25 protein-coding genes and 1 riboswitch are annotated in these 23,161 nt (G+C 72.9%); of the genes, 14 read left to right on the top strand and 11 right to left on the bottom strand.

Annotation, left to right across the window (positions count from 1 at the left end):
• The 4 genes from ACFXBC_RS24760 to ACFXBC_RS24775 all read right to left on the bottom strand — a co-directional run.
• The coding region (locus tag ACFXBC_RS24760) for an alcohol dehydrogenase catalytic domain-containing protein (RefSeq protein ID WP_385028426.1) at window positions 1-637 on the bottom strand (637 nt) is incomplete at its 3' end.
• Window positions 638-655: 18 nt separating this feature from the next.
• Window positions 656-1,327 carry a lysoplasmalogenase gene (locus tag ACFXBC_RS24765; RefSeq protein WP_385028429.1) on the bottom strand — a complete coding sequence of 224 codons (672 nt, stop codon included), beginning with the start codon at window positions 1,325-1,327 and terminating at the stop codon, window positions 656-658.
• Window positions 1,324-2,310 (bottom strand): sterol desaturase family protein, encoded by a 987-nt coding sequence (locus tag ACFXBC_RS24770; RefSeq protein WP_385028432.1) that lies wholly within the window; start codon window positions 2,308-2,310, stop codon window positions 1,324-1,326. Before ACFXBC_RS24770 ends, ACFXBC_RS24765 begins: the two co-directional genes overlap by 4 nt.
• Before the next feature lie 233 nt (window positions 2,311-2,543).
• Window positions 2,544-3,254, bottom strand: coding sequence for a VIT family protein (locus ACFXBC_RS24775; protein WP_385028435.1), 711 nt, complete (start codon window positions 3,252-3,254; stop codon window positions 2,544-2,546).
• Between the two features lie 280 nt (window positions 3,255-3,534).
• On the opposite strand from ACFXBC_RS24775, the gene ACFXBC_RS24780 reads away from it, so the two are divergent.
• From ACFXBC_RS24780 to ACFXBC_RS24800, 5 genes are all read left to right on the top strand, one after another.
• The gene (locus ACFXBC_RS24780; RefSeq protein ID WP_385028438.1) at window positions 3,535-4,518 is read left to right on the top strand and encodes a DEDDh family exonuclease; all 984 of its coding nucleotides are present in this window, start codon (window positions 3,535-3,537) and stop codon (window positions 4,516-4,518) included.
• A 63-nt stretch (window positions 4,519-4,581) separates the two neighbouring features.
• The gene (locus ACFXBC_RS24785) at window positions 4,582-4,815 is read left to right on the top strand and encodes a hypothetical protein (RefSeq protein WP_385028440.1); all 234 of its coding nucleotides are present in this window, start codon (window positions 4,582-4,584) and stop codon (window positions 4,813-4,815) included.
• Between the two features lie 73 nt (window positions 4,816-4,888).
• Window positions 4,889-5,677: an SURF1 family protein gene (locus ACFXBC_RS24790; RefSeq protein ID WP_385028443.1), complete on the top strand. Its 789-nt coding sequence runs from the start codon at window positions 4,889-4,891 to the stop codon at window positions 5,675-5,677.
• Window positions 5,678-5,707: 30 nt separating this feature from the next.
• On the top strand, window positions 5,708-7,507 hold the full coding sequence (locus ACFXBC_RS24795) for a glycoside hydrolase family 15 protein (RefSeq protein WP_385028446.1): 1,800 nt from the start codon (window positions 5,708-5,710) through the stop codon (window positions 7,505-7,507).
• Between the two features lie 4 nt (window positions 7,508-7,511).
• A complete protein-coding gene (locus ACFXBC_RS24800) occupies window positions 7,512-8,267 on the top strand; it encodes an SDR family oxidoreductase (RefSeq protein ID WP_385028449.1) in 756 nt (251 codons plus the stop codon).
• A gap of 144 nt (window positions 8,268-8,411) precedes the next feature.
• Here the strand turns inward: ACFXBC_RS24800 and ACFXBC_RS24805 are convergent, their stop codons facing one another.
• Window positions 8,412-9,119, bottom strand: coding sequence for a hypothetical protein (locus tag ACFXBC_RS24805; RefSeq protein WP_385028452.1), 708 nt, complete (start codon window positions 9,117-9,119; stop codon window positions 8,412-8,414).
• A 93-nt stretch (window positions 9,120-9,212) separates the two neighbouring features.
• Here ACFXBC_RS24805 and ACFXBC_RS24810 point away from each other — a divergent pair, with 93 nt between their 5' ends.
• Genes ACFXBC_RS24810 through amaP form a run of 5 tightly spaced genes read left to right on the top strand, consistent with a single transcriptional unit; the run spans window position 9,213 to window position 11,504 of the window.
• Window positions 9,213-9,704 carry an Asp23/Gls24 family envelope stress response protein gene (locus ACFXBC_RS24810; RefSeq protein ID WP_385028455.1) on the top strand — a complete coding sequence of 164 codons (492 nt, stop codon included), beginning with the start codon at window positions 9,213-9,215 and terminating at the stop codon, window positions 9,702-9,704.
• A 28-nt stretch (window positions 9,705-9,732) separates the two neighbouring features.
• The gene (locus ACFXBC_RS24815; protein ID WP_385028458.1) at window positions 9,733-9,924 is read left to right on the top strand and encodes a hypothetical protein; all 192 of its coding nucleotides are present in this window, start codon (window positions 9,733-9,735) and stop codon (window positions 9,922-9,924) included.
• The gene (locus ACFXBC_RS24820; RefSeq protein ID WP_385028461.1) at window positions 9,921-10,265 is read left to right on the top strand and encodes an Asp23/Gls24 family envelope stress response protein; all 345 of its coding nucleotides are present in this window, start codon (window positions 9,921-9,923) and stop codon (window positions 10,263-10,265) included. Before ACFXBC_RS24815 ends, ACFXBC_RS24820 begins: the two co-directional genes overlap by 4 nt.
• Window positions 10,262-10,918, top strand: coding sequence for a DUF6286 domain-containing protein (locus tag ACFXBC_RS24825; RefSeq protein ID WP_385028464.1), 657 nt, complete (start codon window positions 10,262-10,264; stop codon window positions 10,916-10,918). Before ACFXBC_RS24820 ends, ACFXBC_RS24825 begins: the two co-directional genes overlap by 4 nt.
• Before the next feature lie 7 nt (window positions 10,919-10,925).
• Window positions 10,926-11,504 (top strand): alkaline shock response membrane anchor protein AmaP, encoded by a 579-nt coding sequence (amaP, locus tag ACFXBC_RS24830; RefSeq protein ID WP_385028467.1) that lies wholly within the window; start codon window positions 10,926-10,928, stop codon window positions 11,502-11,504.
• A 9-nt stretch (window positions 11,505-11,513) separates the two neighbouring features.
• Here amaP and ACFXBC_RS24835 read toward each other — a convergent pair whose 3' ends face one another.
• The 6 genes from ACFXBC_RS24835 to ACFXBC_RS24860 form a co-directional block, all read right to left on the bottom strand.
• The gene (locus ACFXBC_RS24835) at window positions 11,514-12,305 is read right to left on the bottom strand and encodes an enoyl-CoA hydratase/isomerase family protein (protein WP_385028470.1); all 792 of its coding nucleotides are present in this window, start codon (window positions 12,303-12,305) and stop codon (window positions 11,514-11,516) included.
• A 115-nt stretch (window positions 12,306-12,420) separates the two neighbouring features.
• The gene (locus tag ACFXBC_RS24840) at window positions 12,421-12,642 is read right to left on the bottom strand and encodes a helix-turn-helix domain-containing protein (protein WP_215181385.1); all 222 of its coding nucleotides are present in this window, start codon (window positions 12,640-12,642) and stop codon (window positions 12,421-12,423) included.
• A 390-nt stretch (window positions 12,643-13,032) separates the two neighbouring features.
• Window positions 13,033-14,631, bottom strand: coding sequence for an ABC-F family ATP-binding cassette domain-containing protein (locus ACFXBC_RS24845; RefSeq protein ID WP_385028474.1), 1,599 nt, complete (start codon window positions 14,629-14,631; stop codon window positions 13,033-13,035).
• A 277-nt stretch (window positions 14,632-14,908) separates the two neighbouring features.
• Entirely contained in the window at window positions 14,909-16,276 is a 1,368-nt protein-coding gene (locus ACFXBC_RS24850) for a hypothetical protein (RefSeq protein WP_385028476.1), read from the bottom strand.
• Between the two features lie 110 nt (window positions 16,277-16,386).
• Complete coding sequence (locus ACFXBC_RS24855) at window positions 16,387-17,514, bottom strand: alpha/beta hydrolase family protein (protein ID WP_385028479.1); 1,128 nt, start codon at window positions 17,512-17,514, stop codon at window positions 16,387-16,389.
• Window positions 17,515-17,729: 215 nt separating this feature from the next.
• The gene (locus ACFXBC_RS24860) at window positions 17,730-18,389 is read right to left on the bottom strand and encodes a class II aldolase/adducin family protein (protein WP_385028482.1); all 660 of its coding nucleotides are present in this window, start codon (window positions 18,387-18,389) and stop codon (window positions 17,730-17,732) included.
• A 336-nt stretch (window positions 18,390-18,725) separates the two neighbouring features.
• On the opposite strand from ACFXBC_RS24860, the gene ACFXBC_RS24865 reads away from it, so the two are divergent.
• From ACFXBC_RS24865 to ACFXBC_RS24880, 4 genes are all read left to right on the top strand, one after another.
• Window positions 18,726-19,976 carry an anion permease gene (locus ACFXBC_RS24865; protein ID WP_385028485.1) on the top strand — a complete coding sequence of 417 codons (1,251 nt, stop codon included), beginning with the start codon at window positions 18,726-18,728 and terminating at the stop codon, window positions 19,974-19,976.
• Window positions 19,977-20,003: 27 nt separating this feature from the next.
• Window positions 20,004-20,267 carry a hypothetical protein gene (locus ACFXBC_RS24870; RefSeq protein WP_385028488.1) on the top strand — a complete coding sequence of 88 codons (264 nt, stop codon included), beginning with the start codon at window positions 20,004-20,006 and terminating at the stop codon, window positions 20,265-20,267.
• 137 nt (window positions 20,268-20,404) lie between these two features.
• Window positions 20,405-20,478: riboswitch (cobalamin riboswitch) on the top strand.
• A 142-nt stretch (window positions 20,479-20,620) separates the two neighbouring features.
• The gene (locus ACFXBC_RS24875; protein WP_385028491.1) at window positions 20,621-21,550 is read left to right on the top strand and encodes a cobalamin biosynthesis protein; all 930 of its coding nucleotides are present in this window, start codon (window positions 20,621-20,623) and stop codon (window positions 21,548-21,550) included.
• Window positions 21,547-23,052 carry a cobyric acid synthase gene (locus ACFXBC_RS24880; protein ID WP_385028494.1) on the top strand — a complete coding sequence of 502 codons (1,506 nt, stop codon included), beginning with the start codon at window positions 21,547-21,549 and terminating at the stop codon, window positions 23,050-23,052. Before ACFXBC_RS24875 ends, ACFXBC_RS24880 begins: the two co-directional genes overlap by 4 nt.
• Window positions 23,053-23,161 lie beyond the last annotated feature (109 nt).

Consider the following 23,161-nt stretch of genomic DNA (forward strand, 5'->3'; position numbering starts at 1 on the left):
GGGGGGGGGGGGGGGGGGGGGTGTGTGGGGGGGGGCGGTCGGTTTTCTGCCGCGGCGCGCCGAGCCGCCGCGCGGCCAGTACGCCGCAGAGCCCCACTGCGCCGTCACCGACGACGGCCACGGTGCTGCCCGGCCGCACGCCCGCGCCGAGCGCGGCGTGGTGGCCGGTGCCCATGACGTCGGAGAGCGCGAGCAGCGCGGTGAGCAGCCGGTCGTCGGATATGGCGGCGGCCGGAAGGCCGACGAGGGTGGCGTCCGCGAAGGGCACCCTGACCGCTTCGCCCTGACCGCCGTCGGAACCGACCGATCCCCAGAAACCGCCCTGCGGGCAGGAGGTGGTCAGCCCGCCGGTGCAGTGCTCGCAGGTGCCGTCGGACCAGACGAAGGGCGCGACGACGAGGTCACCGGCGGCGAAACCCCGTACATCGGAGCCGGTCTCCTCGACGACACCGAGAAACTCATGACCGATCCGCTGCCCGGGGACACGTGCGGCCACACCGCGGTAGGCCCAGAGGTCACTGCCGCAGATGCAGGCGCGCAGAACGCGGACGACGACGTCGGTGGGGTGCTGGACCGCGGGATCCGGCACCTCCTCCACCCGGACGTCGTGAGGGGCGTGGATGACGGTGGCGCGCATGGGGCAGGTCCTCGCTGATCAGACAGATGTACGAGTGCCACGGTACGCGGGAGCCGGTGCGTCCCGGGACCGGAGCACCCCCGCGGCCAGCAGGGACTGGGCCGCCACATAGGTGGCCATGACCCAGAAACCGGGTACGGGCGGCTGTGGCAGGTCCGCGATCCCAGTGGCGATCAGTGTGTCCGAGACCAGGAAGAGCGCCCCGCCGAGCCCGGCGGCCGGGCCGGAGCCGCTCGCCCGGTACGCCATGGCGGTGAGCAGCAGCGAGTAGCCCGCCACCGGGATCCGCAGCCCGGCCGGGAGCGCGGGCAGCAGCACGGCGGCCGTGGCGGCCAGGACGACGGCGTACCCCGCCCCGAGGTACGGGTTCGTACGACCGCGCCCGAAGAGCACCAGATAGCAGACGTGTCCGGCCGCGAACAGAGCCATCCCCGCGAGGAAGGCGGGCTCCGCGCCGGACAGCAGCAGGACATCGCCGCCCCAGCCGCACAGCAGCGCGGCGACCAGCAGCCGGGGCGCGCCCCGTACGTACGCATGGGCCGCGAGCAGCGGCATCAGCAGCGGTTTGGCGGTGGTGTGGACGAGCAGGCCGGTGTGCCCGGTGGCGAGGAGCGCGCAGAGGTCGGCCAGGGCGGCGAACCCGTAGGCGAGGCCCAGCAGCCGCGCGGCCCGTTCCCGCCCGGGTGTCACGCGATGCGCTCGGACGTGGTCTCCAGGGCGGGAACGACCGCGGTGGCGGCCGGGGCGGCGCCCCCTGAGCCGGCGGGCCCCGGCGCGGCTCCAGCGGGGCCCGGTTCCGGAACCGCTCCGGCGGTGGCCGCATCCGGTACGGATCCGGCGGCCGGCGCCGGCTGCCAGCCCGGTCCGCCGAAGACCCGCCCGGCCCGCTCGCGCCAGCTCGCCGCGGCCCGGATGTCCCGGGCGATGGCCGCGTACTCATGGGTCGCGACCCGCAGCGGGTTGTAGGTGTCGATGTTCTTGGTCAGCCCGAAGACGGGCCGCACGGTCTCCGGTGTGAAGGATCCGAACAGCCGGTCCCAGACGATGAGGATCCCGCCGAAGTTCCGGTCCAGGTAGCCGCCCTGCGAGGCGTGGTGCACCCGGTGGTGGGAGGGCGTGTTGAGCACGTACTCGAAGGGGCGCGGCAGCTTGCCGACCCGCTCCGTGTGGACCCAGAACTGGTAGACGAGGTTGGCGGAAGAGCAGAAGGCGAGCGCGGCCGGGTGCACGCCGATGGCGATCAGCGGGAGGTAGAAGGGCCAGACGGTCAGCGACGTCCAGGGCTGGCGCAGCGCGGTCGTCAGATTGAACTTGCGGCTGGAGTGGTGCACGACGTGGCAGGCCCAGAGGATGCGGACGACGTGGTGGCCGCGGTGCGACCAGTAGTAGAAGAAGTCCTGCCCGAGCAGCATCAGCGGGACGGTCCACCAGAGGACGGGGACACGCAGCGGGGTGAGTTCGTACACCGCGGTGTAGATCGCGACGATCGGGATCTTCCACAGGAAGTCGAAGACCAGGCTGCCGAGACCCATTCCGACGCTGGTGACGGCGTCTCTGGTCTCGTACCCCGCGGAGTCCTCGTCGGGGTGGAACCGGTAGCTCGCCATCTCCACGACGGTGAGCAGGACGAAGGCGGGTATGGACCACAGCACGACATCGGGCAGGTTCGGCATGCCAGCACGGTACGGCCGCGGGATCGGCCCCGGCTAGATGTTGTTACTGACAAGTATGCGAGACATTCTGTCAGCGCCTTTTGGCGGGTTCCGCCAAGAGGCGCCACCGGGCGGGTACTTGGGGTGTCCGCCCCGGCCACTTGCGCGGGCGGGGCGGACTCCAGGGCGGGCCGGGCGGATCCTCGCGCGGGCAGGGGCGCACTCCGGGACGGACACTGGAGCGGGCCGGGCGCTCAGACGCCCGCCGCGCCGAGCAGCGCCCCGGCCGCGTAGGTCACCGCCATGGCCAGCGCTCCCCCGGCCATGTTCCGTACCACGGCGGGGCGTACCGGGGCGGACCCCGACCGGGCGCTCCACCAGCCCGCGAGTGCCAGCGCCGCCAGGACCGACAGCACCGTGATGTACAGCCGCACCGATGCCGGCGGCAGCACGATGGCGAGCAGCGGCAGGAGCGCGCCGGCGGTGAAGGCCGCGAAGCTGGCGCCTGCCGCGTGCCAGGGGCTGGTGAGGTCGTCGGGGTCGATGCCCAGCTCGACCTCGGCGTGGGCGCGCAGGGCGTCTCGCTCGGTGAGCTGTTCGGCGGCCTCCCTGGCCAGATCCGCGGAGAGCCCCTTGCCCTCCAGGAGCCGGGCCAGCTCTTCGAGTTCGGCGTCCGGGGTCTCACGCAGTTCGCGCTTCTCCAGGGCGAGGGCGGCCTTCTCCGAGTCGCGCTGGGTGGACACCGAGACGTACTCCCCCGCCGCCATCGACATCGACCCCGCGAGCAGTCCGGAGAGACCGGCGGTGAGCAGCGCGGTACGCGAGCCGGTGGCACCGGCGACACCGACGACGATGCCCGCGGTCGATACGACGCCGTCGTTGGCACCGAGCACCGCGGCCCGGAGCCAGTTGAGGCGCGCGCCGAGGCCGCCGCGGTGGGGTTCGTCGTGGGAGGAGTCCGTCATCGGGCCAGAATCTCATCCGGGCCACCACGGTCCGCGCGGGCCTCGCCCGTGGCGGCCCGGGTGGGCGGCCGCGGTGGGGGCTCAGGCGGGCGGCCCGCCCCGTACCTCCCGGGCCCTGATGGGCGGCGGCGGGCCAGGGGGCCCGACGCCCCGTCACATCGGTTGCTCCACAACGGAAACCGCGCCGCGCCGTCCCGTACGCGGGGTTCCGGGCCGGCCGGCGGCGAGGCGGGTGTGCCCCCCGGGATTGCCGGGTTGTCGGTGGGGGCCCGTATTCTCTGTGACCATGCTCGACGACCGCCAGACAGCAGCGACAGCGTGGCCGGCCGCGTACCCGCAGGGGTACGCGGTCGTCGACGTGGAGACCACCGGCCTCGCACGCGACGACCGGATAATCTCCGCTGCCGTCTACCGGCTGGACGCCCAGGGCGAGGTCGAGGACCACTGGTACACGCTGGTCAATCCGGAGCGCGACCCGGGGCCCGTCTGGATCCACGGGCTGACCAGCGAGGTCCTGGAGGGCGCCCCGCTCTTCCCGGAGATCGCGGCGGAGTTCGCCGAACGGCTCGACGGCCGCGTCCTGGTGGCGCACAACGCGATCTTCGACTGGCAGATGATCGCCAGGGAGTACGCCCGCGCGCGGCGGACCGCCCCGGTCCGCCAGCGGCTGTGCACCATCGCGCTCTCCAAGGAGCTCGCCCTGCCGCTCCCCAACCACAAGCTGGAATCGCTCGCCGCGCACTTCGGCGTCGTACAGCAGCGCGCCCACCACGCGCTCGACGACGCCCGGGTGCTGGCCGAGGCGTTCCGCCCGAGTCTGCACGCCGCGGCCCGGGGAGGGGTGCGGCTGCCGCTCCTCGAATGCCGGCCGCTCACCGAGTGGTCGGACGCCCCGGCCGCGCCACGCGTGGGCTATCAGGCGTCGTACCGGCAGAGCAGCTGGCGTCCGGCCAGGAAGCGGCCCGCCTGCCCCTACCCGAACCCCGGGCGGTACGAGCCGGGGAAGCCGCTGGTGCAGGGGATGCGGGTGGCGTTCTCCGGTGACACATCGGTCGACCGCGAGCTTCTTGAGGACCGGGCGGCCGAAGCCGGACTGCATGTGGCGACGAGCCTCTCCCGGCTCACCAGCCTGCTCGTCACCAATGACCCGGAATCGGCCACGTCCAAGACGGTCAAGGCCAAGTCCTTCGGCACCCCCGTCATCGACGAGGCCGCCTTCACCCAGCTGCTCCGCGACGTCGCCCCGGCCCCGGCAGACGGGTGATTGGCGGGCGACTCGCCCCCCGTCCGCTCGCCCGCCGCCCTCCGGCGTCCCACCCTGTGGCGCATGGCACGTTGCGAGGTATGCGGAAACGACTACGGCATGTCCTTCGAGGTGCACGCGCAGGGCGCGGTGCACGTCTTCGACTGCTTCTCCTGCGCCATCCACCGGATGGCGCCCATCTGCGAGCACTGCCGTGTCCGGGTGATCGGGCAGGGCGTGGAGGCCGACGGTGAGTGGTACTGCGGAGGCCACTGCGCCCGCGCGGAGGGGAAGGAGGGCATCGTCGACAAGGTCTGAATCTGCCCGGTTCTGTCCCTCCGGCGGGACCCCCCGTCCGGGGGGACCTCCTCGTGCGAGTACCTTCAGAGACGTGTACCGCTTCCTGTTGACACGGCAGTGGGTGATTCTCGCCCTTGTCTCTCTCGTCCTGATGCCGACGATGATCAAGCTGGGCTTCTGGCAGCTGCACCGTCACGAGCACAAGGTCGCGCAGAACACGCTCATCGGCGAGAACCTCAAGTCCCGGCCCGTACCGGTCGGAGACCTCACGTCCCCCGGACATACGGTCCCCTACGACCAGTACTGGCGACAGGTGACGGCGACCGGCCACTACGACACGGCGCACGAGGTCGTCGTACGGCGCAGAACCTCCGCCGACGGCACCGTCGGGTACCACGTCCTGACCCCTTTCGTCCTGGACGACGGCAGGACCGTGCTCATCAACCGCGGCTGGATCCCGGACAACGGCAGCCAGACCACACTGCCCAGAATCCCGGCCGCCCCCCGGGGCAGGCTGACGGTGACCGGCCGGCTGATGGCCGATCAGACGACCGGGGACAGCGGGATCAAGGACGTACGGGGGCTGCCGCCCCGCCAGGTGATGCTGATCAACAGTGAGCAGCAGGCGAAGGCGCTGGGCAGGACCGTCCTCGGCGGCTACATCGAGCAGACCGCACCTCAGCCCAAGGGCGACACGCCCGAGCTGATCCCGGCCCCCGACCATTCGGACATCGGCCCGCACATGGCATACGCGGTGCAGTGGTGGCTCTTCACCGCCGGGGTGCCCATCGGCTTCGTCATCCTGGCCCGCCGCGAGAAGCGCGAACGGGCCGCGGGGGCGTCGGAGAACACACCCGAACCGGTGCCCGCGGCTGCTTAACGCGGGGCTCTCCCGGGAACACGGCCCCTCGTGACCCAACGTATCGAGGACTACGCCCTCATCGGCGATCTGCAGACCGCGGCCCTGGTCGGCAGGGACGGCTCCATCGACTGGCTGTGCCTGCCCCGCTTCGACTCCGCCGCGTGCTTCGCCGCACTGCTCGGCGACGAGGAGAACGGCCACTGGCGTATCGCACCGGCCGGAGCCGGCGCCTGCACCCGGCGCGGCTACCGGGACGGGTCGCTCGTCCTGGAGTCGGTCTGGGAGACGGAGACCGGCACGGTCAAGGTCATCGACTTCATGCCGCAGCGCGACACCGCACCGGACATCATGCGGATCGTCGAGGGCGTCAGCGGCGAGGTCGAAATGGCGGGGACGCTGCGGCTGCGCTTCGACTACGGCTCGGTCGTCCCGTGGATGCGCCGCTCGGACGGCCACCGGATCGCGGTGGCGGGCCCGGACTCGGTGTGGCTGCGCAGCGAGCCGGAGGTGAAGACCTGGGGCCAGCACTTCTCCACCTGCTCGTCCTTCACCGTGGCCGCGGGCGAGAAGGTGGCGTTCGTGCTCACCTGGCATCCGTCACAGGAGCCGCGCCCCGCGCTCGTGGACCCGCACGAGGCGCTGGAACAGGCGCTGGAGGACTGGCACACGTGGTCGACGCCCTGCCGGTACCAGGGCCCGTACCGGGAGGCGGTGGTCCGCTCGCTGATCACCCTGAAGGCGCTCACCTTCCGCCCGACCGGGGGCGTCGTCGCGGCCCCGACCACCTCGCTCCCCGAGGAGATCGGGGGCGTACGCAACTGGGACTACCGGTTCTGCTGGCTGCGCGACTCCACGCTCACCCTGGGCGCGCTGCTGGCCTGCGGCTATCTGGACGAGGCCGGGGCCTGGCGCGACTGGCTGCTGCGCGCGGTCGCGGGCAACCCCGGCGATCTCCAGATCATGTACGGGCTCGCGGGCGAGCGGCGGCTGCCCGAGACGGAGCTGGGGTGGCTGCGCGGCCATGCGGACTCCGCGCCGGTCCGTACCGGGAACGGAGCAGTGAACCAGCTGCAGCTCGATGTGTACGGCGAGGTCATCGACTCCCTCCATCTGGCCCGCACTTCGGGTCTGGCCGACGAGAAACACGCCTGGAGCCTCCAGCTGGCCCTGCTCGACTTCCTGGAGTCGCGCTGGCGGGAGCCGGACGAGGGCCTCTGGGAAGTACGCGGGCCACGCCGCCACTTCGTGCACTCCAAGGTGATGGCCTGGGTCGCCGCCGACCGTGCCGTACGCACCCTGGAGGCCGAGCCGAAGCTGCGCGGCGATGTGGAGCGGTGGCGGCGGATGCGCGACGAGGTGCACCGGGAGGTGTGCGAGAAGGGCTTCGACAAGGAGCGCAACACCTTCACCCAGTCGTACGGCTCCACCGAGCTGGACGCGGCGACGCTGCTCATTCCGCAGGTCGGCTTTCTGCCGCCGGACGACCCCCGGGTCGTCGGGACGGTCGACGCGGTACGCGATGAGCTGTGCCACGAAGGTCTGGTGCGCCGCTACAGCGTGGAGGGCCCCTCGGTGGACGGTCTGCCGGGCGGCGAGGGAACGTTCCTGGTCTGTTCGTTCTGGCTGGTCGATGCCCTGCGGCTGACCGGGCGGGTCAAGGAGGCCGAGGCGCTCTTCGAGAAGCTGCTCTCGCTCCGTAACGACGTCGGGCTGCTGGCCGAGGAGTACGACCCGGTGGCCGGGCGCCAGCTCGGCAACTTCCCGCAGGCGTTCAGCCACATCGGCCTGGTGAACACCGCGCTGGGGCTGGCCCGCGCGCTGGGGGCGCCAGAGGAGGATGCAGGATAGGGCCATGGATCTTGGACTGAAGGACCGCGTCTACATCGTCACCGGAGCCACCAGGGGGCTGGGGTTCGCCTCGGCACGCGAGCTGGCGGCCGACGGGGCGAAGGTGATCATCACCGGGCGCGAGGAGGAGACGGCGCGGGCCGCGGCGGCCGAGCTCGGTCCCGGGGTGGTCGGGGTGGCGGCGGACAACGGTGACCCCGCGGCCGCCGCACGGCTGATCGCCACCGCCCGTGAGCACTTCGGACGCTTCGACGGCATCCTCATCAGCGTCGGCGGCCCGGCCGCGGGCTCGGCGGCCGACAACACCGACGAGCAGTGGCGGACGGCCTTCGAAGCCGTCTTCCTCGGCGCGGTGCGGCTCGCCCGCACGGCCGCCGCCGAGCTGTCCGAAGGGGGCGTCATCGGCCTGGTGCTCTCCGGCTCGGTGCACGAGCCCATCGGGGGTCTGACGATCTCCAACGGGCTCCGCCCCGGCCTGGCCGGTTTCGCCAAGTCGCTCGCCGACGAGGTCGGTCCGCGCGGGATCCGGGTGGTGGGGCTGCTGCCCGGCCGTATCGACACGGACCGGGTGCGGCATCTGGACACGCTCGGCGGTGATCCGGCGGCGGCGCGCGCCAGGTCGGAGGCGGCGGTGCCGCTGCGGCGCTACGGGCGGCCGGAGGAGTTCGGCAGGACCGCCGCGTTCGTCCTGTCGCCCGGCGCCTCGTACCTCACCGGGATCATGCTGCCGGTCGACGGCGGCGCCCGGCGCGGATTCTGACCGCCCGGGGATCCTGATGGCCCGGCGCGGATTGCGGCCGTGCGGGGAATGCGGCCGCACGGCACGGATCTGACCGCCCGGGATCCCTACCGCCTCGCGACTCCGGCCGCACGGCGCGGATTCTGAACCGCCCCGGGCCGCCGGTCAGGGCAGGTCCACCGCCGTGACCAGCACCGCCACCGGCAGGTCCGTACCGGACGCGGCGGCCACCGCGGCCCGCACCGCCCCGGTCACGTCCAGGGCCCGGCGCCCGGCGGCCACCGCGAGCTCCACCCGGACATGGTCGCCGGTGCGGTGTACGGCCGAACCCAGTACTCCGGTCAGCCGGGCGACTCCGGGAACGGCGGCCGCCGCATCGGCCTCGGGGCCCCGTACGGCGGCGGCCCCCCTGTCCGGCCCAATGACCGCCGACGGATTCGGCCGCGCCTCCAGCAGCCCCGTCACCCGTACGTCCACCCCGGTCACTTCGAGCCCCAGCGCCTTGTCGCAGGCGCCGAACAGCGCGTCCCGCAACCGTTCGACGGCAGCCGTGAGCGCCTCCCCGCCGACCACCGCGCCGACCACCGCATCCGCCTCCGCCACGACCCGCAGCGGCCCCGGCGGCAGGGCGCTCGGCGGGGCCGGAACCCCCGCAGGAGCGGCCCCGGCAGCCCCGGCCGGAGCGATCCGCAGCTTCCCGAGCGCCGTCCCCGGTACCCCGTCGGCCGCATGCCGCAGCACCGCGACGGCCGCCTCCTCGGCGATCCAGGCGCCGTCCCGCGCACCGCCGAGCGGCAGCAGCCTGCCGAGGGCGAGCCTGCTGCGGACGGCCTGCGCCAACCCGTCGTGCCCACACGATCCGTCACCCGTCATACCCCCACCCTGCCGCATTCCCGGCGCGGAACCGGGAAAGCACACCTACCGTGGGTACAGAATCCGCTACCGCTCGGAGAGGGACGTACGGCGATGAGTGAGACCCCGCAGCAGAACCAGTCCGACGCCTCCGGCAGGGGCCCGGCAGGCCAGGAGCCCCGCAAGACCGACGTGACCAAGCGCGGCGGTGGCGCCCCCGGCTCCCGCGGCCGTACCACCATCGCGGACGGCGTGGTCGAGAAGATCGCCGGGCTCGCGGCGCGCGACGTGGCCGGCGTGCACGCGATGGGCAGCGGCATCTCCCGTACGTTCGGCGCGGTGCGCGACCGGGTCCCCGGTGGCGGCAAGTCCGTGTCGCGCGGGGTGAAGGCCGAGGTCGGCGAGGTCCAGACGGCCCTCGATCTGGAGATCGTCGTCGAGTACGGCGTGTCGATCGCGGAGGTCGCCCGCGATGTACGGGAGAACGTCATCTCGGCCGTGGAACGGATGACGGGCCTTGAGGTCGTCGAGGTCAATATCGCGGTCAGCGATGTGAAACTGCCGGACGAGGACGACGACGAAGAGCCGGAGTCCCGACTTCAGTGACCCCGAACCTTCGGCTTAGGAGCGCACGATGAGTATGGCTGTGGTCGGCCTGTTGGCCGGTATGGCACTTGGCTTCGCCGGCTACTTCGGCGGCTTCGGAGCCTTTCTTCTGGTGGCCGCGCTCGGTGCGATCGGCTTCGTCGCGGGCAGGTTCGCCGACGGCGACCTCGAAGCCGGCGACTTCTTCCGCAGCCGCGACCACGGCGACCGGCGGCGATGACGGCTCGGGTGGCGCCCGCGGAGCGCGGTTCGACCCGGATCGCCGACCGGGTCGTATCGAAGATCGCGGCGCAGGCGGCGCGTGAGGCGATCGGCAGGGTGCCCGAAGGCGGCTCCGCACCGCATGCCACGGTCACGGTGCAGGACTCCCGTGCGCGGGTCCGGGTCAGTCTCGACCTCGGCTATCCGTCCGACATCGGCGCCCAGTGCGGTGCGGTCAGGCGCCGGGTGGCCCAGCGGGTCGAGTCCCTTGCGGACATGGAGGTGCCGGAGGTGGCGGTGCAGGTCGAACGGCTGCACTCCGAGCAGACCCGCGGCTCCGACGGGGGGAGGACCCGATGAGCGAAGCGGACGACAGCACCCAGCGGCTTCCCGTCATGGAGAAGGACCCGGCCGAGCCGAACAGCCCCGGGTCCGCCACCGCCTACGCACCGGCGCCCGGTTCGGGTGGCCGGGCGAGGCGTTTCTGGTCCTGGCGCCGGACACCGGCCGGGCTGCTGGCGCTCGTACTGCTCGGCGCGGCCGGTCTGCTGCTCTACGACGTGTCGGCGGTACGGGCAGGGCGGCCCGCGATGCACTGGCGCCATGTGGTCGCCGACGATCTGGCGACCCGGCCCCTGGACAGCATCTGGATCAAGGTCTGTGCCGGGGTCGTGATGGCCATCGGCCTCTGGCTGCTCGTCCTGGCCCTCACTCCGGGGCTGCGCTCACTGCTTTCGATGCGGCGGGACAGCCCGCAGGTCAAGGCCGGTCTCGAACGGGACGCGGCGGCGCTGGTGCTGCGGGACCGGGCCATGGAGGTGGCCGGTGTGCAGTCGGTACACATCCGGATGAAGCGTTCCAAGGTCAAGGTGCGGGCCCGCTCGCACTTCCGCGAACTCGACGACGTACGGGCCGACCTGGACCGCACGATGGCGACGGGGATCACCGCGCTCGGGCTCGGGTCCCGGCCCCGGCTCTCCGTGCGCGTCGGCCGTCCTGCCAGGAAGGGGTGACGCCGCGATGCTGAAGACGGTCAACCGGGTCCTGCTCACCCTCGCCGGACTGGTGCTGCTCGCCCTCGGCGGGTCGGTCCTCGCGGCGGGGCTGAATCTCTCCGTCCCCTCCTGGTGGCCCTGGAGCGGACCGCACGACGTCCTGCTCTCCACGGCGCGCCGCACCAAGTGGCGCGGCGACAGCTGGTGGTGGCCGGTGGTCATCGCGGCGCTCGCCGTCATCGTGCTGCTCGCACTCTGGTGGCTGCTGGCCCAGCTGCGCCGCCCGCGTCTCTCCGAGGTGCTGGTGGACAGCGGCGACGGTGACGGCGCGCGGCTCAGGGGCCGGGCGCTGGAGAACGCCCTGGCCTCCGAGGCCGAGTCGCTGCACGGCGTCGACCGTGCGGTGGTGCGGCTGACCGGCCGGCGCACCTCCCCCGCGGCCCGGATCAGCATGTCCCTCACGGCACACTCCGAACCGGTCTCGGCGCTCTCGGGCCTCACCACCGGGGCCTTGGCGCACGCCCGCGAATCGGCGGGGTTCGCCAGGCTTCCCGCCGAGGTCCGGTTGCGTGCGGTGAAACACCGCGCACGCCGGGTGTCGTGAGGCGGCCGGTCAGTCGGACAGGCCCGCCAGGTCACGCAGCCTGCGGGCCTGGGCGGCGCGCTCGGCCGTGCGCTGCTCCTCGTATGTACGGTTTGCCGCCCCGATCAGCAGCGCCTTGGTCTCGATGACCGCGTCGCGGGGGGCGGCGAGCAGGGCGGACGCCAGGTCGGTGACCGTGCCTTCGAGTTCGTCGGCCGGGACGGCCAGATTGGCCAGGCCGGTACGGACGGCCTCATCGGCGTGCACGAACCGTCCGGTGGCGCAGATCTCCAGCGCGCGGGCATAGCCGACGAGCCCCACCAGCGGGTGGGTGCCGGTGAGGTCGGGGACGAGTCCGAGACTGGTCTCGCGCATGGCGAACTGCACGTCGTCGGCGACGACCCGCAGGTCGCAGGCGAGGGCGAGCTGGAACCCGGCGCCGATCGCATGGCCCTGGACGGCGGCGATCGTGATCAGGTCGGGGCGGCGCCACCAGGTGAACGCCTCCTGGTACTCGGCGATGGCCGCGTCGAGTGAGGCGTCGTCACCGCGCGCCAGATCGAGGAAGGACGGCTCGCCGTCGAAACCCTCAGGCGTGAAAGCCTGCCGGTCCAGGCCCGCGGAGAAGGACTTGCCCTCACCGCGGAGCACCACGACGCGGACACTGCCCGGCAGTGACCGTCCCGCTTCTGTCAACGCCCGCCACAGAGCGGGAGACTGGGCGTTGCGCTTCGCGGGGTTGGCCAGCGTCACCGTGGCAACCGTGTCCTCGACGGTGAGCCGTACGCCGTCCTTGTCGAGCACGTAGTCGAGCGAGGTCATGGGGTCTCCGGTTCGGTGCAGACGGTTAAGTGACTGCACAGTAACCACCCTGCCGGCCTCTCGGCCGACCGGGTGGCCACCATGGTGAACCGGTGGGCCCGGGGTCTCGGCCCTGTCAGGCCGACGCGGCTTTCTTGCCCCGCGTCGCTCCGCCGCGTCCTCGCAGCGCCACACCGGACTCGCTGAGCATCCGGTGGACGAATCCGTAGGAACGGCCGGTCTCTTCCGCCAGTGCCCGGATGCTCGCACCGGAGTCGTATTTCTTCTTCAGGTCTGCCGCGAGCTTGTCACGCGCGGCGCCGGTAACCCGGCTGCCCTTCTTCAGAGTCTCGGCCACCCGTGCCTCCTCAAGGAAGTGCGCTCTGGACTCTCATGATCACCCCTCCCGGCCTTCCTGGCCACCCATTCGGCAAGGTCTGTGGCGGAGGGATTTCTGTGTCCCGGCTCACTCCACGGAGCGGATCGCGCCATTCCGACGCCTGCAGAAACCGCACAGGACCGCCACTGAGCGCGAAGTCGCAGGTCAGCGGCGGTCCGGTGGAGAAAGCACGGCAGGGGCCCGAGCTGCGCCCGCCGGTCGGGGCGCCGTCATGGGACACGCCGGGGTACGAGAGCGGCTCACTCAGATGAAGGATCACCTGTGGGCCGAATGATCCATCCGGGGTGGATCGGGCGACGGACCGGGCGGTGGATCACTGGTGGACCCGAGGGGACCGGGGCCGCTGGATCAGGCCAGTGCGACCAGGTCCGCGTAGTCCGGACCCCACAGGTCCTCGACGCCGTCCGGCAGCAGGATGATCCGCTCCGGCTCCAGCGCGTGCACCGCGCCCTCGTCGTGGGTGACGAGGATGACCGCGCCCTTGTAGGTGCGGAGCGCGCCGAGGATCTCCTCGCGGCTGGCCGGGTCGAGGTTGTTGGTGGGCTCGTCGAGGAGCAGCACATTGGCCGATGAGACCACGAGGGTGGCCAGCGCGAGCCTGGTCTTCTCACCGCCGGAGAGGACCCCGGCCGGCTTGTCGACGTCGTCGCCCGAGAAGAGGAACGAGCCGAGCGTCTTGCGGACCTGCACCAGGTCGAGGTCGGGCGCCGCCGAGCGCATGTTCTCCAGGACCGAGCGCTCGGGGTCCAGCGTCTCGTGCTCCTGCGCGTAGTAGCCCATCTTCAGGCCGTGGCCCTCGATGACCTCTCCGGTGTCGGGCTTCTCCGCACCGGCCAGCAGCTTCAGCAGAGTGGTCTTGCCCGCGCCGTTGAGGCCGAGGATGACGACGCGGGAACCCTTGTCCACCGCGAGGTCGACATCGGTGAAGATCTCCAGCGAGCCGTACGACTTGGACAGGCCCTCCGCCGTCAGCGGGGTCTTGCCGCACGGCGCGGGATCGGGGAAGCGCAGCTTGGCGACCTTGTCGGAGACCCGGACGGCTTCGAGACCGGCGAGCAGCCGGTCCGCGCGCTTGGCCATGTTCTGCGCGGCGACGGTCTTGGTGGCCTTGGCGCGCATCTTGTCGGCCTGCGAGTTGAGGGACGCGGCCTTCTTCTCGGCGTTCTGGCGCTCGCGCTTGCGGCGCTTCTCGTCGGCCTCGCGCTGCTGCTGGTAGAGCTTCCACCCCATGTTGTAGATGTCGATCTGGGTGCGGTTGGCGTCCAGATAGAAGACCTTGTTGACCACCGTCTCGACCAGCTCGACATCGTGGGAGATCACGATGAAGCCGCCGCGGTAGCTCTTCAGGTACTCGCGCAGCCAGACGATGGAGTCGGCGTCGAGGTGGTTGGTGGGCTCGTCGAGGAGCAGGGTGTCGGCGTCCGAGAAGAGGATCCTGGCCAGCTCGACCCGGCGGCGCTGACCGCCGGAGAGCGTGTGGAGCGGCTGGCCGAGCACCCGGTCGGGCAGCCCGAGGGCCGCGGCGATGGTGGCCGCCTCGGCCTCGGCTGCGTACCCGCCCTTGGTGAGGAACTCCGTCTCCAGGCGCTCGTACTTCTTCATCGCCTTCTCGCGGGTCGCGCCCTTGCCGTTCGCCATGCGCTCCTCGTTCTCGCGCATCTTGCGCAGTACGGAGTCGAGGTCACGGGCGGAGAGGATGCGGTCGCGGGCGAGGACGTCGAGGTCGCCGGTGCGCGGGTCCTGCGGGAGATAGCCGACCTCTCCCGAGCGGGTGATGGTGCCCCCGGCGGGGATGCCCTCACCGGCGAGGCACTTGGTGAGGGTGGTCTTGCCCGCACCGTTGCGGCCGACGAGGCCGATGCGGTCGCCCTTGGCGATACGGAAGGAGGCGGACTCGATGAGGATGCGGGCGCCGGCGCGCAGCTCGATGCCGGAAGCGGTGATCACGGAAAAACTCCAGGGCGGTATGGACGGCGGAAGGGCAGGCGGAGGGGTGCTTCGACGCCGGCTAATGCACAAGGAGAAATGCCATGCGGCCCAGTCTAACGGTGCCGCGCGGGAGCTCTGTCGGTACCCGTCCCCCGAGAGCGCCCCTCCCCGCACAAGAGGGACGAACCGGGACCCCCGCACCGCCGCCGGACCTCGGCGGCCGCCGTACCGGGACGGTGCCGGGGGCCGGCAGGCCGGACAGACCCTTGCCGTCCCGGCACGCGTCGCCCGGCGGTCAGACGCCCCCGGTGTGCACCTGGAACGCGGCCCGGCGTACCGCCTTGGCCAGTGCGGGGTCCGGGTGGGCGGCCGCGAGCGCCACCAGCACCTGCACGGTGCGGGGGTGCCCCACCGCCCGTACCTCTTCGAGCAGGGCGGGCACGGTGCCCTGGACCGCCGATTCCAGATGGCGGACCAGCAGGGCGCTCTCGCCGTGGTCGGCGACGGCGGCCGCCGTGTCCACCCAGAGCCAGGTCGCCTCTTCCCGGGTGAGCGCGTCATGGGCGTCCTCCGGGTCGGCGCCCTCGTACTCCGCGAGCCAGAGCACCGCGTACGGACGGAGTGAGGTCTCCCCCGCCGCGTCCCGTACCGCGGCCTCCGCGGGGGCACCGACCACCCGCAGCGCCTCGAAGGCGAGACCGCGCAGCAGCGCGTCCTCGCCGCGGGCCACCCCGAGCAGCTCGGTGACGGCGCTGCCCACGGTGCGGGCGGCCAGCCACGCCCGGTACTCGGCGCGCGCCGGTCCCGGCGTCAGCCCCGCGCAGCCGCGCAGCATGGCGTCGGCGCGCTGCTCGATGTTGCCCGCCGGGCTCTGCGCGGCGACGCAGATCTGCTCCAGCTTGACCCAGACCGCCCAGTTGCCCAGCGGCGTCAGTGTCGCCTGGCCCGGCGCGAGGGTCAGGGCGCCGACCGCCGCCAGGCCCCGCAGCGCCCAGTCGAGCAGCGCGGGGAGCGGCGTCGCCGCCGTGGGGGGCTCGGGCTGCGGCTGCGGGCCGTAGGGGACCTCACAGCGCTCCTCGTGCAGCTCGGCGACGCGCTGCCTGAGCAGGTCGAGCAGGGCCGGTACGGTCACGGGCCCCGCGGAGAGCTGGAGCAGCGAGAGGACCTGCGGTACGGCCTCGACGACCTCGGCCACCGCGGTGGCGGGCACGTCGGGGGCTGCCGGGTGGACGATCGACCAGGCGTCGAAGAGGGCGACCCAGCCGCGCAGCACCGCGCTGTCGTCACCGTCCCAGGCGCGCAGCCGCCAGCCGGGGCGGGCGATGTCCCCGTGCAGTTCGACGAGTCCGGCGAGCCGGGCGCGGTCCCAGCCCGCCCGGACGGCTTCCGGTGTCAACGCGAGGGCGCGTACGGCGTGTTCGGCGGCGGGGGCGGCCAGCGCCCCGCCCTGCACCGGCCGGGCGTCGCCCGCCCAGCGGGCGATCCGGACGGCGTCGGCGAGGACCGCCCTGGCCTGGCGGGCCAGCTCCGCCTGGACCGGTGTACCGGCGGGCGGGCGCGGGGCGGGACGGATGGGCCGGTTGCTCACGACGCGGCGGGCCGTGACCAGAGGTCGGGGGCGGACGAGGCGGAGTCTGGAGTCGCGCGGGTTACGGGACGTCACGGGGAGCAGTCTTGCCTCTGACGGGCCGAAAGCCCAAACGGAACCCCTCGCTACAGGTTGACGCAGGGCGTACGGGAGAGGCCCTGCGGACCGGATCCGGCCCTGCGGTGCTACATCAGCGGGGTCAGGAAGCGCCGCATGGCCTCTTCGTAGCCGGCCGGATCCGCGTTCCACATGGCCCCGTGCGGGGCGCCGGCCACGGTCCTCAGCTCCACCAACGACGGCTTGCCCGCAGCGAGTTCGACGGAGCGCTGCCAGGAGGCGACCCGGTCGTCGGGGCCGTGGAAGATCAGCGTGGGCACGGTCAGCGCCCGTGGGTCGGCGGCGGCCCGCAGGCGGTCGCCGTCGACGCCGGTACGCCCCTGGGCCGCCCGTACGGCGAGCGGCAGCAGGACGGCCGGGGTGCGCCGGGCTGCGGCCAGCGCACCGAGGGTCGCCTCCCAGTCCAGGACCGGGGAGTCGAGCACCAGACCGCTGATACGGTCGCGCATCCCCGAGCCCGCCGCCGCGTGCAGGGCCATCGCGGCGCCGGTGGACCAGCCGTGCAGGACGACGCGCTCGGCGCCGTAGCGGACCGCGTAGCGGATGGCCGCGTCCAGGTCGCGCCACTCGGACGCGCCGAGGTGTCCGAGGCCGTCCGGTGACGCGGGTGCGCCGGTGTCCCCCCGGTAGGAGATGTCGAGGACCGGGAACTGCTGCTCGTTCAGGAAGCCCAGGACGTTCATGGGCAGCTCCCTGCCGGTCCCCAGGCCGTGCACCGTGATCACCCAGGTGGGGCGGGGGCCGGGTACGAACCAGGCCGGGGACGAGCCGAGTTCACCTGGGATGTCCACGTCGGCGTGGTCGATGCCGAGTGCGGAGCGCGGGTCCCCGACGTGGACCTGCGGGGTGAGCCGGGCCTTGGTGCCGGGGGCGAGCGTGCCGTAGGTGACCCGGTCGAGACGGCGCACGACCGTGTCGGCGGTCTCCGAGCCACCGTCGATCACCGGCCCGACGACCGCGTGGAGGCCGGGGCCCTCAAGCCCGTACACGCCGGGGCGCAGCGAGGCCAGGCACCGGGTGAGGGTGATCCGGCCGGGGGCGGTGGCGTGGACGGAGAGCCGGGGCTCGGCGGGCAGGGCCCGGCCCTGCGGCGTCCTGAGCGCGGCCTCGCCGGCGAGCCGGCCGGCCGCTGCCGCGGCCACACCGGCGCCGATCAGGGTGGTGACGGCCGTTGCCGTCGCGGTTGCCGGGCGCACCCCTTCAGTGTCGGTGGGGGCGGGCCCCGCTGCCACCCGGCCGGAGCAAACGTGGCCGGAGCGGTGGCTGCGGCTCCGGACCGGACCGGGCCCGATCCGGTCCGGTCCGGTCCAGGCGCAGGCCAGTGGGCGGAAGGCGCCGGACGGAAGACGCCGGACGAAAGCGCCGGGCAGAAGGCACTGAGCGAGCGGGCGGCACCGAGCGGGCGGCAGGGCTAACCGGGCTGGCCGTACTCCCGGAGCTTCCCGCCGGCCTCGGCCAGCTGTTCCGGCGAGAGCAGGGACGGTGAGCGGCCGGGCAGCGCGGACGCGGTGAGCCAGAGCCTGCACATCCACTCCAGCTGGGCGGTGCGGTCGTACGCCTGGTCGAGCGAGCCGCCGAAGGTGACCGTGCCGTGGTTCTGGAGGAGGCAGCCGGAGCGGTCGGCGAGTGCGGTGAGCATGTTCGCCGCCAGCTCGTCGCTTCCGTAGAGCGCGTACGGGGCGACCCGCACCGGGCCGCCCAGTGCGGCGGCCATGTAGTGGACGGCGGGCAGCTCGGGGACGAGGGTGGAGACCGCCGTCGCGTGCACCGCGTGGGTGTGGACCACGGCGGTGGCGGTGGTGGCGCGGTAGACGGCGAGATGCAGGGGCAGTTCGCTGGTCGGCTTCAGCTCGCCGAGCACCTGGCGGCCCTCCAGGTCGACGGCGACGGTGTCGCCGGGGCCGAGCCGCTCGTACGGCACCCCGCTGGGGGTGACCAGGATCAGATCGCCGCAGCGCACCGAGACATTGCCCGATGTACCGACGACCAGCCCATCGGACGCGGTCCTGCGGGCGGTGGCGACCACATCGTGCCAGGCATGCGCGAGCGGACCGGTCTCATAGGACGTCACGGCACCCTCCCCCATCACATCTCACATCTGGCCCCATCACATCTGACCCCACATCCGGAACATCCGGAACATCCGGAACATCCGGAACATCCGGAACGCACCGGTCCCGGTGCGCCGCCCCGGGCACAGGCGGCCCGTCCCCGCGATGATGCCAGGCCCGCGGGCACCGCGGTACGCCGCGACGGCAGGCAGGCAGGCGGGCGGGCAAGCGGGCCGCGATGAGCGGAATGGGTGCGTCCGGGCAGGGTCACCACAGCGCCCGGCTCAGTTCATCTTCCGTTCACCCGGGTTGCCTACGTTCATCGCGTCAATGACCTCGAACGATTGCCCAGGTAAATGGAACACTTGACCCTGCTCCTTGGGATCGTGATCATTACCGCTCTCGTGTTCGACTTCACGAACGGTTTCCACGACACGGCCAACGCGATGGCCACGACCATCTCGACCGGCGCTCTCCAACCGAAGACCGCGGTGGCCATGTCCGCCGTGCTCAACCTCGTCGGGGCGTTCCTCTCCGTCGAGGTCGCCAGGACGATCTCCGGCGGGATCATCAACGAACAGGGCATCACCACCGAAGTGATCTTCGCGGCGCTCGTCGGCGCCATCCTCTGGAACCTGCTGACCTGGCTGCTCGGCCTGCCGTCCAGTTCCTCCCACGCACTCTTCGGCGGGCTCATCGGAGCCACGCTGATGTCGGTCGGCTCGTCCGGTGTCAACGGCGACGTGGTCGTCACCAAGGTCCTGCTCCCCGCGGTCGCCGCGCCGGTCGTCGCCGGTCTCGCCGCGCTGCTGGCCACCAGGCTGACGTACCGGATCGGACGCCGTACGGACGAGAAGTCCACCGCCAAGGGCTACCGGGCGGGCCAGATCGCCTCCGCCGGCCTGGTCTCGCTGGCCCACGGCACCAACGACGCGCAGAAGACCATGGGCATCATCACCCTCGCCCTGGTCACCGGCAAGGTCATCGCCCCCGGTTCGAACCCGCCGCTGTGGGTCATCGTCTCCGCGGGCACCGCCATCGCACTCGGCACCTACCTGGGCGGCTGGCGCATCATCAAGACCATGGGCAAGGGGCTCACGGAGCTCAGGCCGCAGCAGGGCTTCGCCGCCCAGACCGGTGCCGCGACCGTGATCCTGGCCTCCTCGCACCTCGGCTTCTCGCTCTCCACCACCCAGGTCTGCTCGGGCTCCGTGATGGGCGCGGGCCTCGGCCGCAAGGGCGGGGTGGTCCGCTGGTCCACCGCGACCCGGATGGCCGTCGCCTGGTGTCTGACGCTGCCCGCCGCCGCGCTCGTAGGCGCGGGCGCCGAGTTCCTGACCGGCCGCGGTCCCTGGGGTATCGGGGCCGTGGCCGTTCTGCTGGTCGCGGGCTCCGGTGTCATCTGGGCGCTCTCCCGCCGTACACCGGTCGACCGGCACAGCGTCACGCCGGACGGGCCCGCGGTCGCCGACGAGCCCGCCGGGGTGGTGACGACAGCCATCGCCGCCGTCGCCCCGCCGCCCGTCGCGGTCCCCGAAGGTCTGCGGACCACCATCCCCGCACCGGGCGGCCCCGCACCGGAGCCGACCCGGCCCGCCACGGTCTGACGGCCCGAACGAGAAGGACACCCCACCATGGACATCGACTGGGCAGCTCTCGGCACCGTCTTCGGCGTCAGCCTCGTGGCGACCGTCGGACTGGTCGGCCTCTTCACGCTCGGCGTGGTGGGGCTGGCGCGTGAGCCCGCGCCGGAGGCGGGCACCGCGACCGCACCCGCCGCCACGGCACCGGCCGGTACGGGCCGGGGCGGCACCCCGGGCGTGCGGGCGGGTTCGTACGCCTGCTTCGCGCTCTGCGCGGCGGCCGTCGCGTACGGAATCTTCCTGATCGTCGCCTGACGGCCCCGCTCCCCCGCGTCACGCCGTAGCCCCGGCGGCCCGTGTGGGGCCCGGCACAACGACTCGTCGCAGGTCAAGGGTGAGTTGACGGGTGTTCGCCGACCGTGGTGGACTGCCGGGGCCAGTACGGCGGCAGGAGAGGAAGTCCGGTGCGAATCCGGCGCGGTCCCGCCACTGTCACCGGGGGTCGCACCCCGGGAGCCAGGAACTCTCACCGCCGGTCACGTCGAACCAGGGCGCGGACACCCTGAGTGAGGACTACGCCATGCGCGGCTGCCTGCTGCCCGATCGCCCCGACACTCCGGTCACCAGCGCGGCAGGGGCCCGCCGAGGCGTACCGGCCTGCTGACCCCATGCGTGCCGAGCGTGTCTTCGTGTACGGCGCCGCCACGGGCCTCCTGGCGGACTTCCTCATCGCCGATCCCCGGCGCGGGCACCCCGTCGCCGCTTTCGGGCGGGCCGCCGCCGCAGTGGAGCGCCGGCTCTGGCGCGACCACCGCGGGTGGGGCGTCCTGCACACCGCGGTCTGCGCCGGGGGCGCGGTGGGCGCCGCCGTGCTGGCCGGGCGGGCCGTGCGCGGCCGGCCCGCGGCGGGGATCGCGCTGACCGCGGCCACCACCTGGGCCGTCGTCGGCGGCACCTCGCTGGGGCGGGAGGCGCGCGCGGTGGGCGATGCGCTGGCCGCCGGTGACACCGAGGCAGCCAGGGAGCGGCTGCCGCATCTGTGCGGACGCGATCCGCAGGCCCTGGACGCCCAGCAGATCGCGCGGGCCGTCGTGGAGTCCGTGGCCGAGAACACCTCGGACGCGGTGGTGGGCGCGCTGGTCTGGGGTGCGCTGGCCGGGGTGCCGGGGCTCGCCGGGTTCCGGGCGGTGAACACCCTGGACGCGATGGTCGGCCACCGGTCGCCCCGTTATCTGCGGTACGGCTGGGCCTCCGCCCGGCTGGACGACCTGGCGGGCTGGCCCGGCGCCCGGCTCACCGCCGTACTCGCGGTCCTCGCGGGCGGGGACCCGGGCGGCGCCCTGCGCGCCTGGCGGTCCGACGCGGGCGGCCACCCGAGCCCCAACGCGGGCCCGGTCGAGGCCTCGTTCGCGGGCGCGCTGGGTGTACGGCTCGGCGGCACCCTCTCGTACGGCGGCCGGGTCGAGCACCGGGCGGTGCTCAACGGCGGTGGCAGGCCCGTGGAGTACGGGGACATCGAGCGTGCGGTCCGGCTGTCGCGCCGGGTGTCCGTGCTGGCGCTCGCGGCGGCTCTCGTGGTGAGGAAGGTGCGCGGATGAGCGGCGGACTGCTGGTGGCCGGTACGACGTCGGACGCCGGGAAGAGCGTGGTCACGGCGGGCATCTGCCGGTGGCTGGTGCGCCGGGGGGTGAAGGTCGCGCCGTTCAAGGCGCAGAACATGTCGCTCAACTCGTTCGTCACCCGCGAGGGCGCGGAGATCGGGCGGGCCCAGGCCATGCAGGCGCAGGCGGCGCGGGTCGAGCCCACGGCCCTGATGAATCCGGTCCTGCTCAAGCCGGGGAGCGACCGGTCGAGCCAGGTCGTGCTGATGGGGAAGCCGGTGGGCGAGATGAGCGCCCGCGGCTACCACGGCGGGCGGCAGGAGGCGCTGCTCTCCACGGTGACGGACTGCCTGGCCGAGCTGCGGGGCACGTACGACGCGGTGATCTGCGAGGGGGCGGGCAGTCCCGCCGAGATCAATCTGCGGCGGACCGACATCGTGAACATGGGCATCGCGCGCGCCGCGCGGTTCCCGGTGGTCGTCGTCGGCGACATCGACCGGGGCGGTGTCTTCGCGTCGTTCTTCGGTACGACCGCGCTGCTGGCCGCCGAGGACCAGTCGCTGGTCGCGGGATATCTCGTCAACAAGTTCCGCGGCGACGTCTCCCTCCTCGAACCGGGGCTCGACATGCTGTACGGGCTGACCGGGCGGCGGACCTACGGGGTGCTGCCGTACGCGCACGGTCTGGGCATCGACGAGGAGGACGGGCTGCGGGTGTCGATGCGCGGCACCGTGCGTGAGTCCGCGGTCTCGGCGCCGTACGGGCAGGATGTTCTGCGGGTCGCCGTGTGCGCCGTGCCGCTGATGTCGAACTTCACCGATGTGGACGCGCTGGCGGCCGAACCGGGCGTCGTGGTGCGGTTCGTGGACCGTGCGGAGGAGCTGGCGGACGCGGATCTGGTGATCGTGCCGGGGACACGTGGCACAGTGCGCGCCCTGGCGTGGCTGCGCGAGCGGGGGCTCGCGGACGCGCTGGCGAGGCGGGCCGCCGAAGGCCGTCCGGTGCTGGGCATCTGCGGCGGTTTCCAGCTGCTGGGCGAGCACATCGACGACACGGTCGAATCGCGCGCCGGGTCCGTGGCCGGGCTGGGGCTGCTGCCCGTGCGGGTGCGGTTCGCCGTGGAGAAGACCCTGGCGCGGCCGGCCGGCGAGGCGCTCGGGGAGCCCGTCGAGGGGTACGAGATCCACCACGGGGTCGCGGACGTCCGGGGCGGTACGCCGTTCCTCGACGGGTGCCGCGCCGGTTCCGTGTGGGGCACGCACTGGCACGGCTCGCTGGAGAGCGACGGTTTCCGCCGGGCGTTCCTGCGCGAGGTCGCCGCCGTGGCGGGCCGGCGTTTCGTACCGGCGCCCGACACCAACTTCGGTGTGCTCCGCGAGGAGCAGCTGGACCGGCTCGGCGACCTCATCGAGGAGCACGCGGACACCGAGGGGCTGCTCGCGCTGATCGAGTCGGGCGCTCCGGCCGGGCTCCCCTTCGTACCGCCGGGGGCGCCATGAGAGCGGCGGAAGCGACGGGAGCGGCGGTTGCCGCCCGCCCGGCGGCGCCCCGCACGACATGGCCCAGCGGCCTCCCGGCCGATACCGAACCTGCCACCCGAGCATCTGA

The organism is Streptomyces sp. NPDC059398 (genome assembly GCF_042751845.1).
Lineage (GTDB): Bacteria > Actinomycetota > Actinomycetes > Streptomycetales > Streptomycetaceae > Streptomyces.

Coding starts and splice junctions, on each gene's coding strand:
- ACFXBC_RS24880 (WP_385028494.1), top strand. CDS start 21,547: ATGAGCGGCGGACTGCTGGTGGCCGGTACGACGTCGGACGCCGGGAAG.
- amaP (WP_385028467.1), top strand. CDS start 10,926: ATGCTGAAGACGGTCAACCGGGTCCTGCTCACCCTCGCCGGACTGGTG.
- ACFXBC_RS24770 (WP_385028432.1), bottom strand. CDS start 2,310: ATGCCGAACCTGCCCGATGTCGTGCTGTGGTCCATACCCGCCTTCGTC.
- ACFXBC_RS24805 (WP_385028452.1), bottom strand. CDS start 9,119: ATGACGGGTGACGGATCGTGTGGGCACGACGGGTTGGCGCAGGCCGTC.
- ACFXBC_RS24875 (WP_385028491.1), top strand. CDS start 20,621: ATGCGTGCCGAGCGTGTCTTCGTGTACGGCGCCGCCACGGGCCTCCTG.
- ACFXBC_RS24870 (WP_385028488.1), top strand. CDS start 20,004: ATGGACATCGACTGGGCAGCTCTCGGCACCGTCTTCGGCGTCAGCCTC.
- ACFXBC_RS24775 (WP_385028435.1), bottom strand. CDS start 3,254: ATGACGGACTCCTCCCACGACGAACCCCACCGCGGCGGCCTCGGCGCG.
- ACFXBC_RS24865 (WP_385028485.1), top strand. CDS start 18,726: ATGGAACACTTGACCCTGCTCCTTGGGATCGTGATCATTACCGCTCTC.
- ACFXBC_RS24810 (WP_385028455.1), top strand. CDS start 9,213: ATGAGTGAGACCCCGCAGCAGAACCAGTCCGACGCCTCCGGCAGGGGC.
- ACFXBC_RS24820 (WP_385028461.1), top strand. CDS start 9,921: ATGACGGCTCGGGTGGCGCCCGCGGAGCGCGGTTCGACCCGGATCGCC.
- ACFXBC_RS24785 (WP_385028440.1), top strand. CDS start 4,582: ATGGCACGTTGCGAGGTATGCGGAAACGACTACGGCATGTCCTTCGAG.
- ACFXBC_RS24815 (WP_385028458.1), top strand. CDS start 9,733: ATGAGTATGGCTGTGGTCGGCCTGTTGGCCGGTATGGCACTTGGCTTC.
- ACFXBC_RS24825 (WP_385028464.1), top strand. CDS start 10,262: ATGAGCGAAGCGGACGACAGCACCCAGCGGCTTCCCGTCATGGAGAAG.
- ACFXBC_RS24835 (WP_385028470.1), bottom strand. CDS start 12,305: ATGACCTCGCTCGACTACGTGCTCGACAAGGACGGCGTACGGCTCACC.
- ACFXBC_RS24800 (WP_385028449.1), top strand. CDS start 7,512: ATGGATCTTGGACTGAAGGACCGCGTCTACATCGTCACCGGAGCCACC.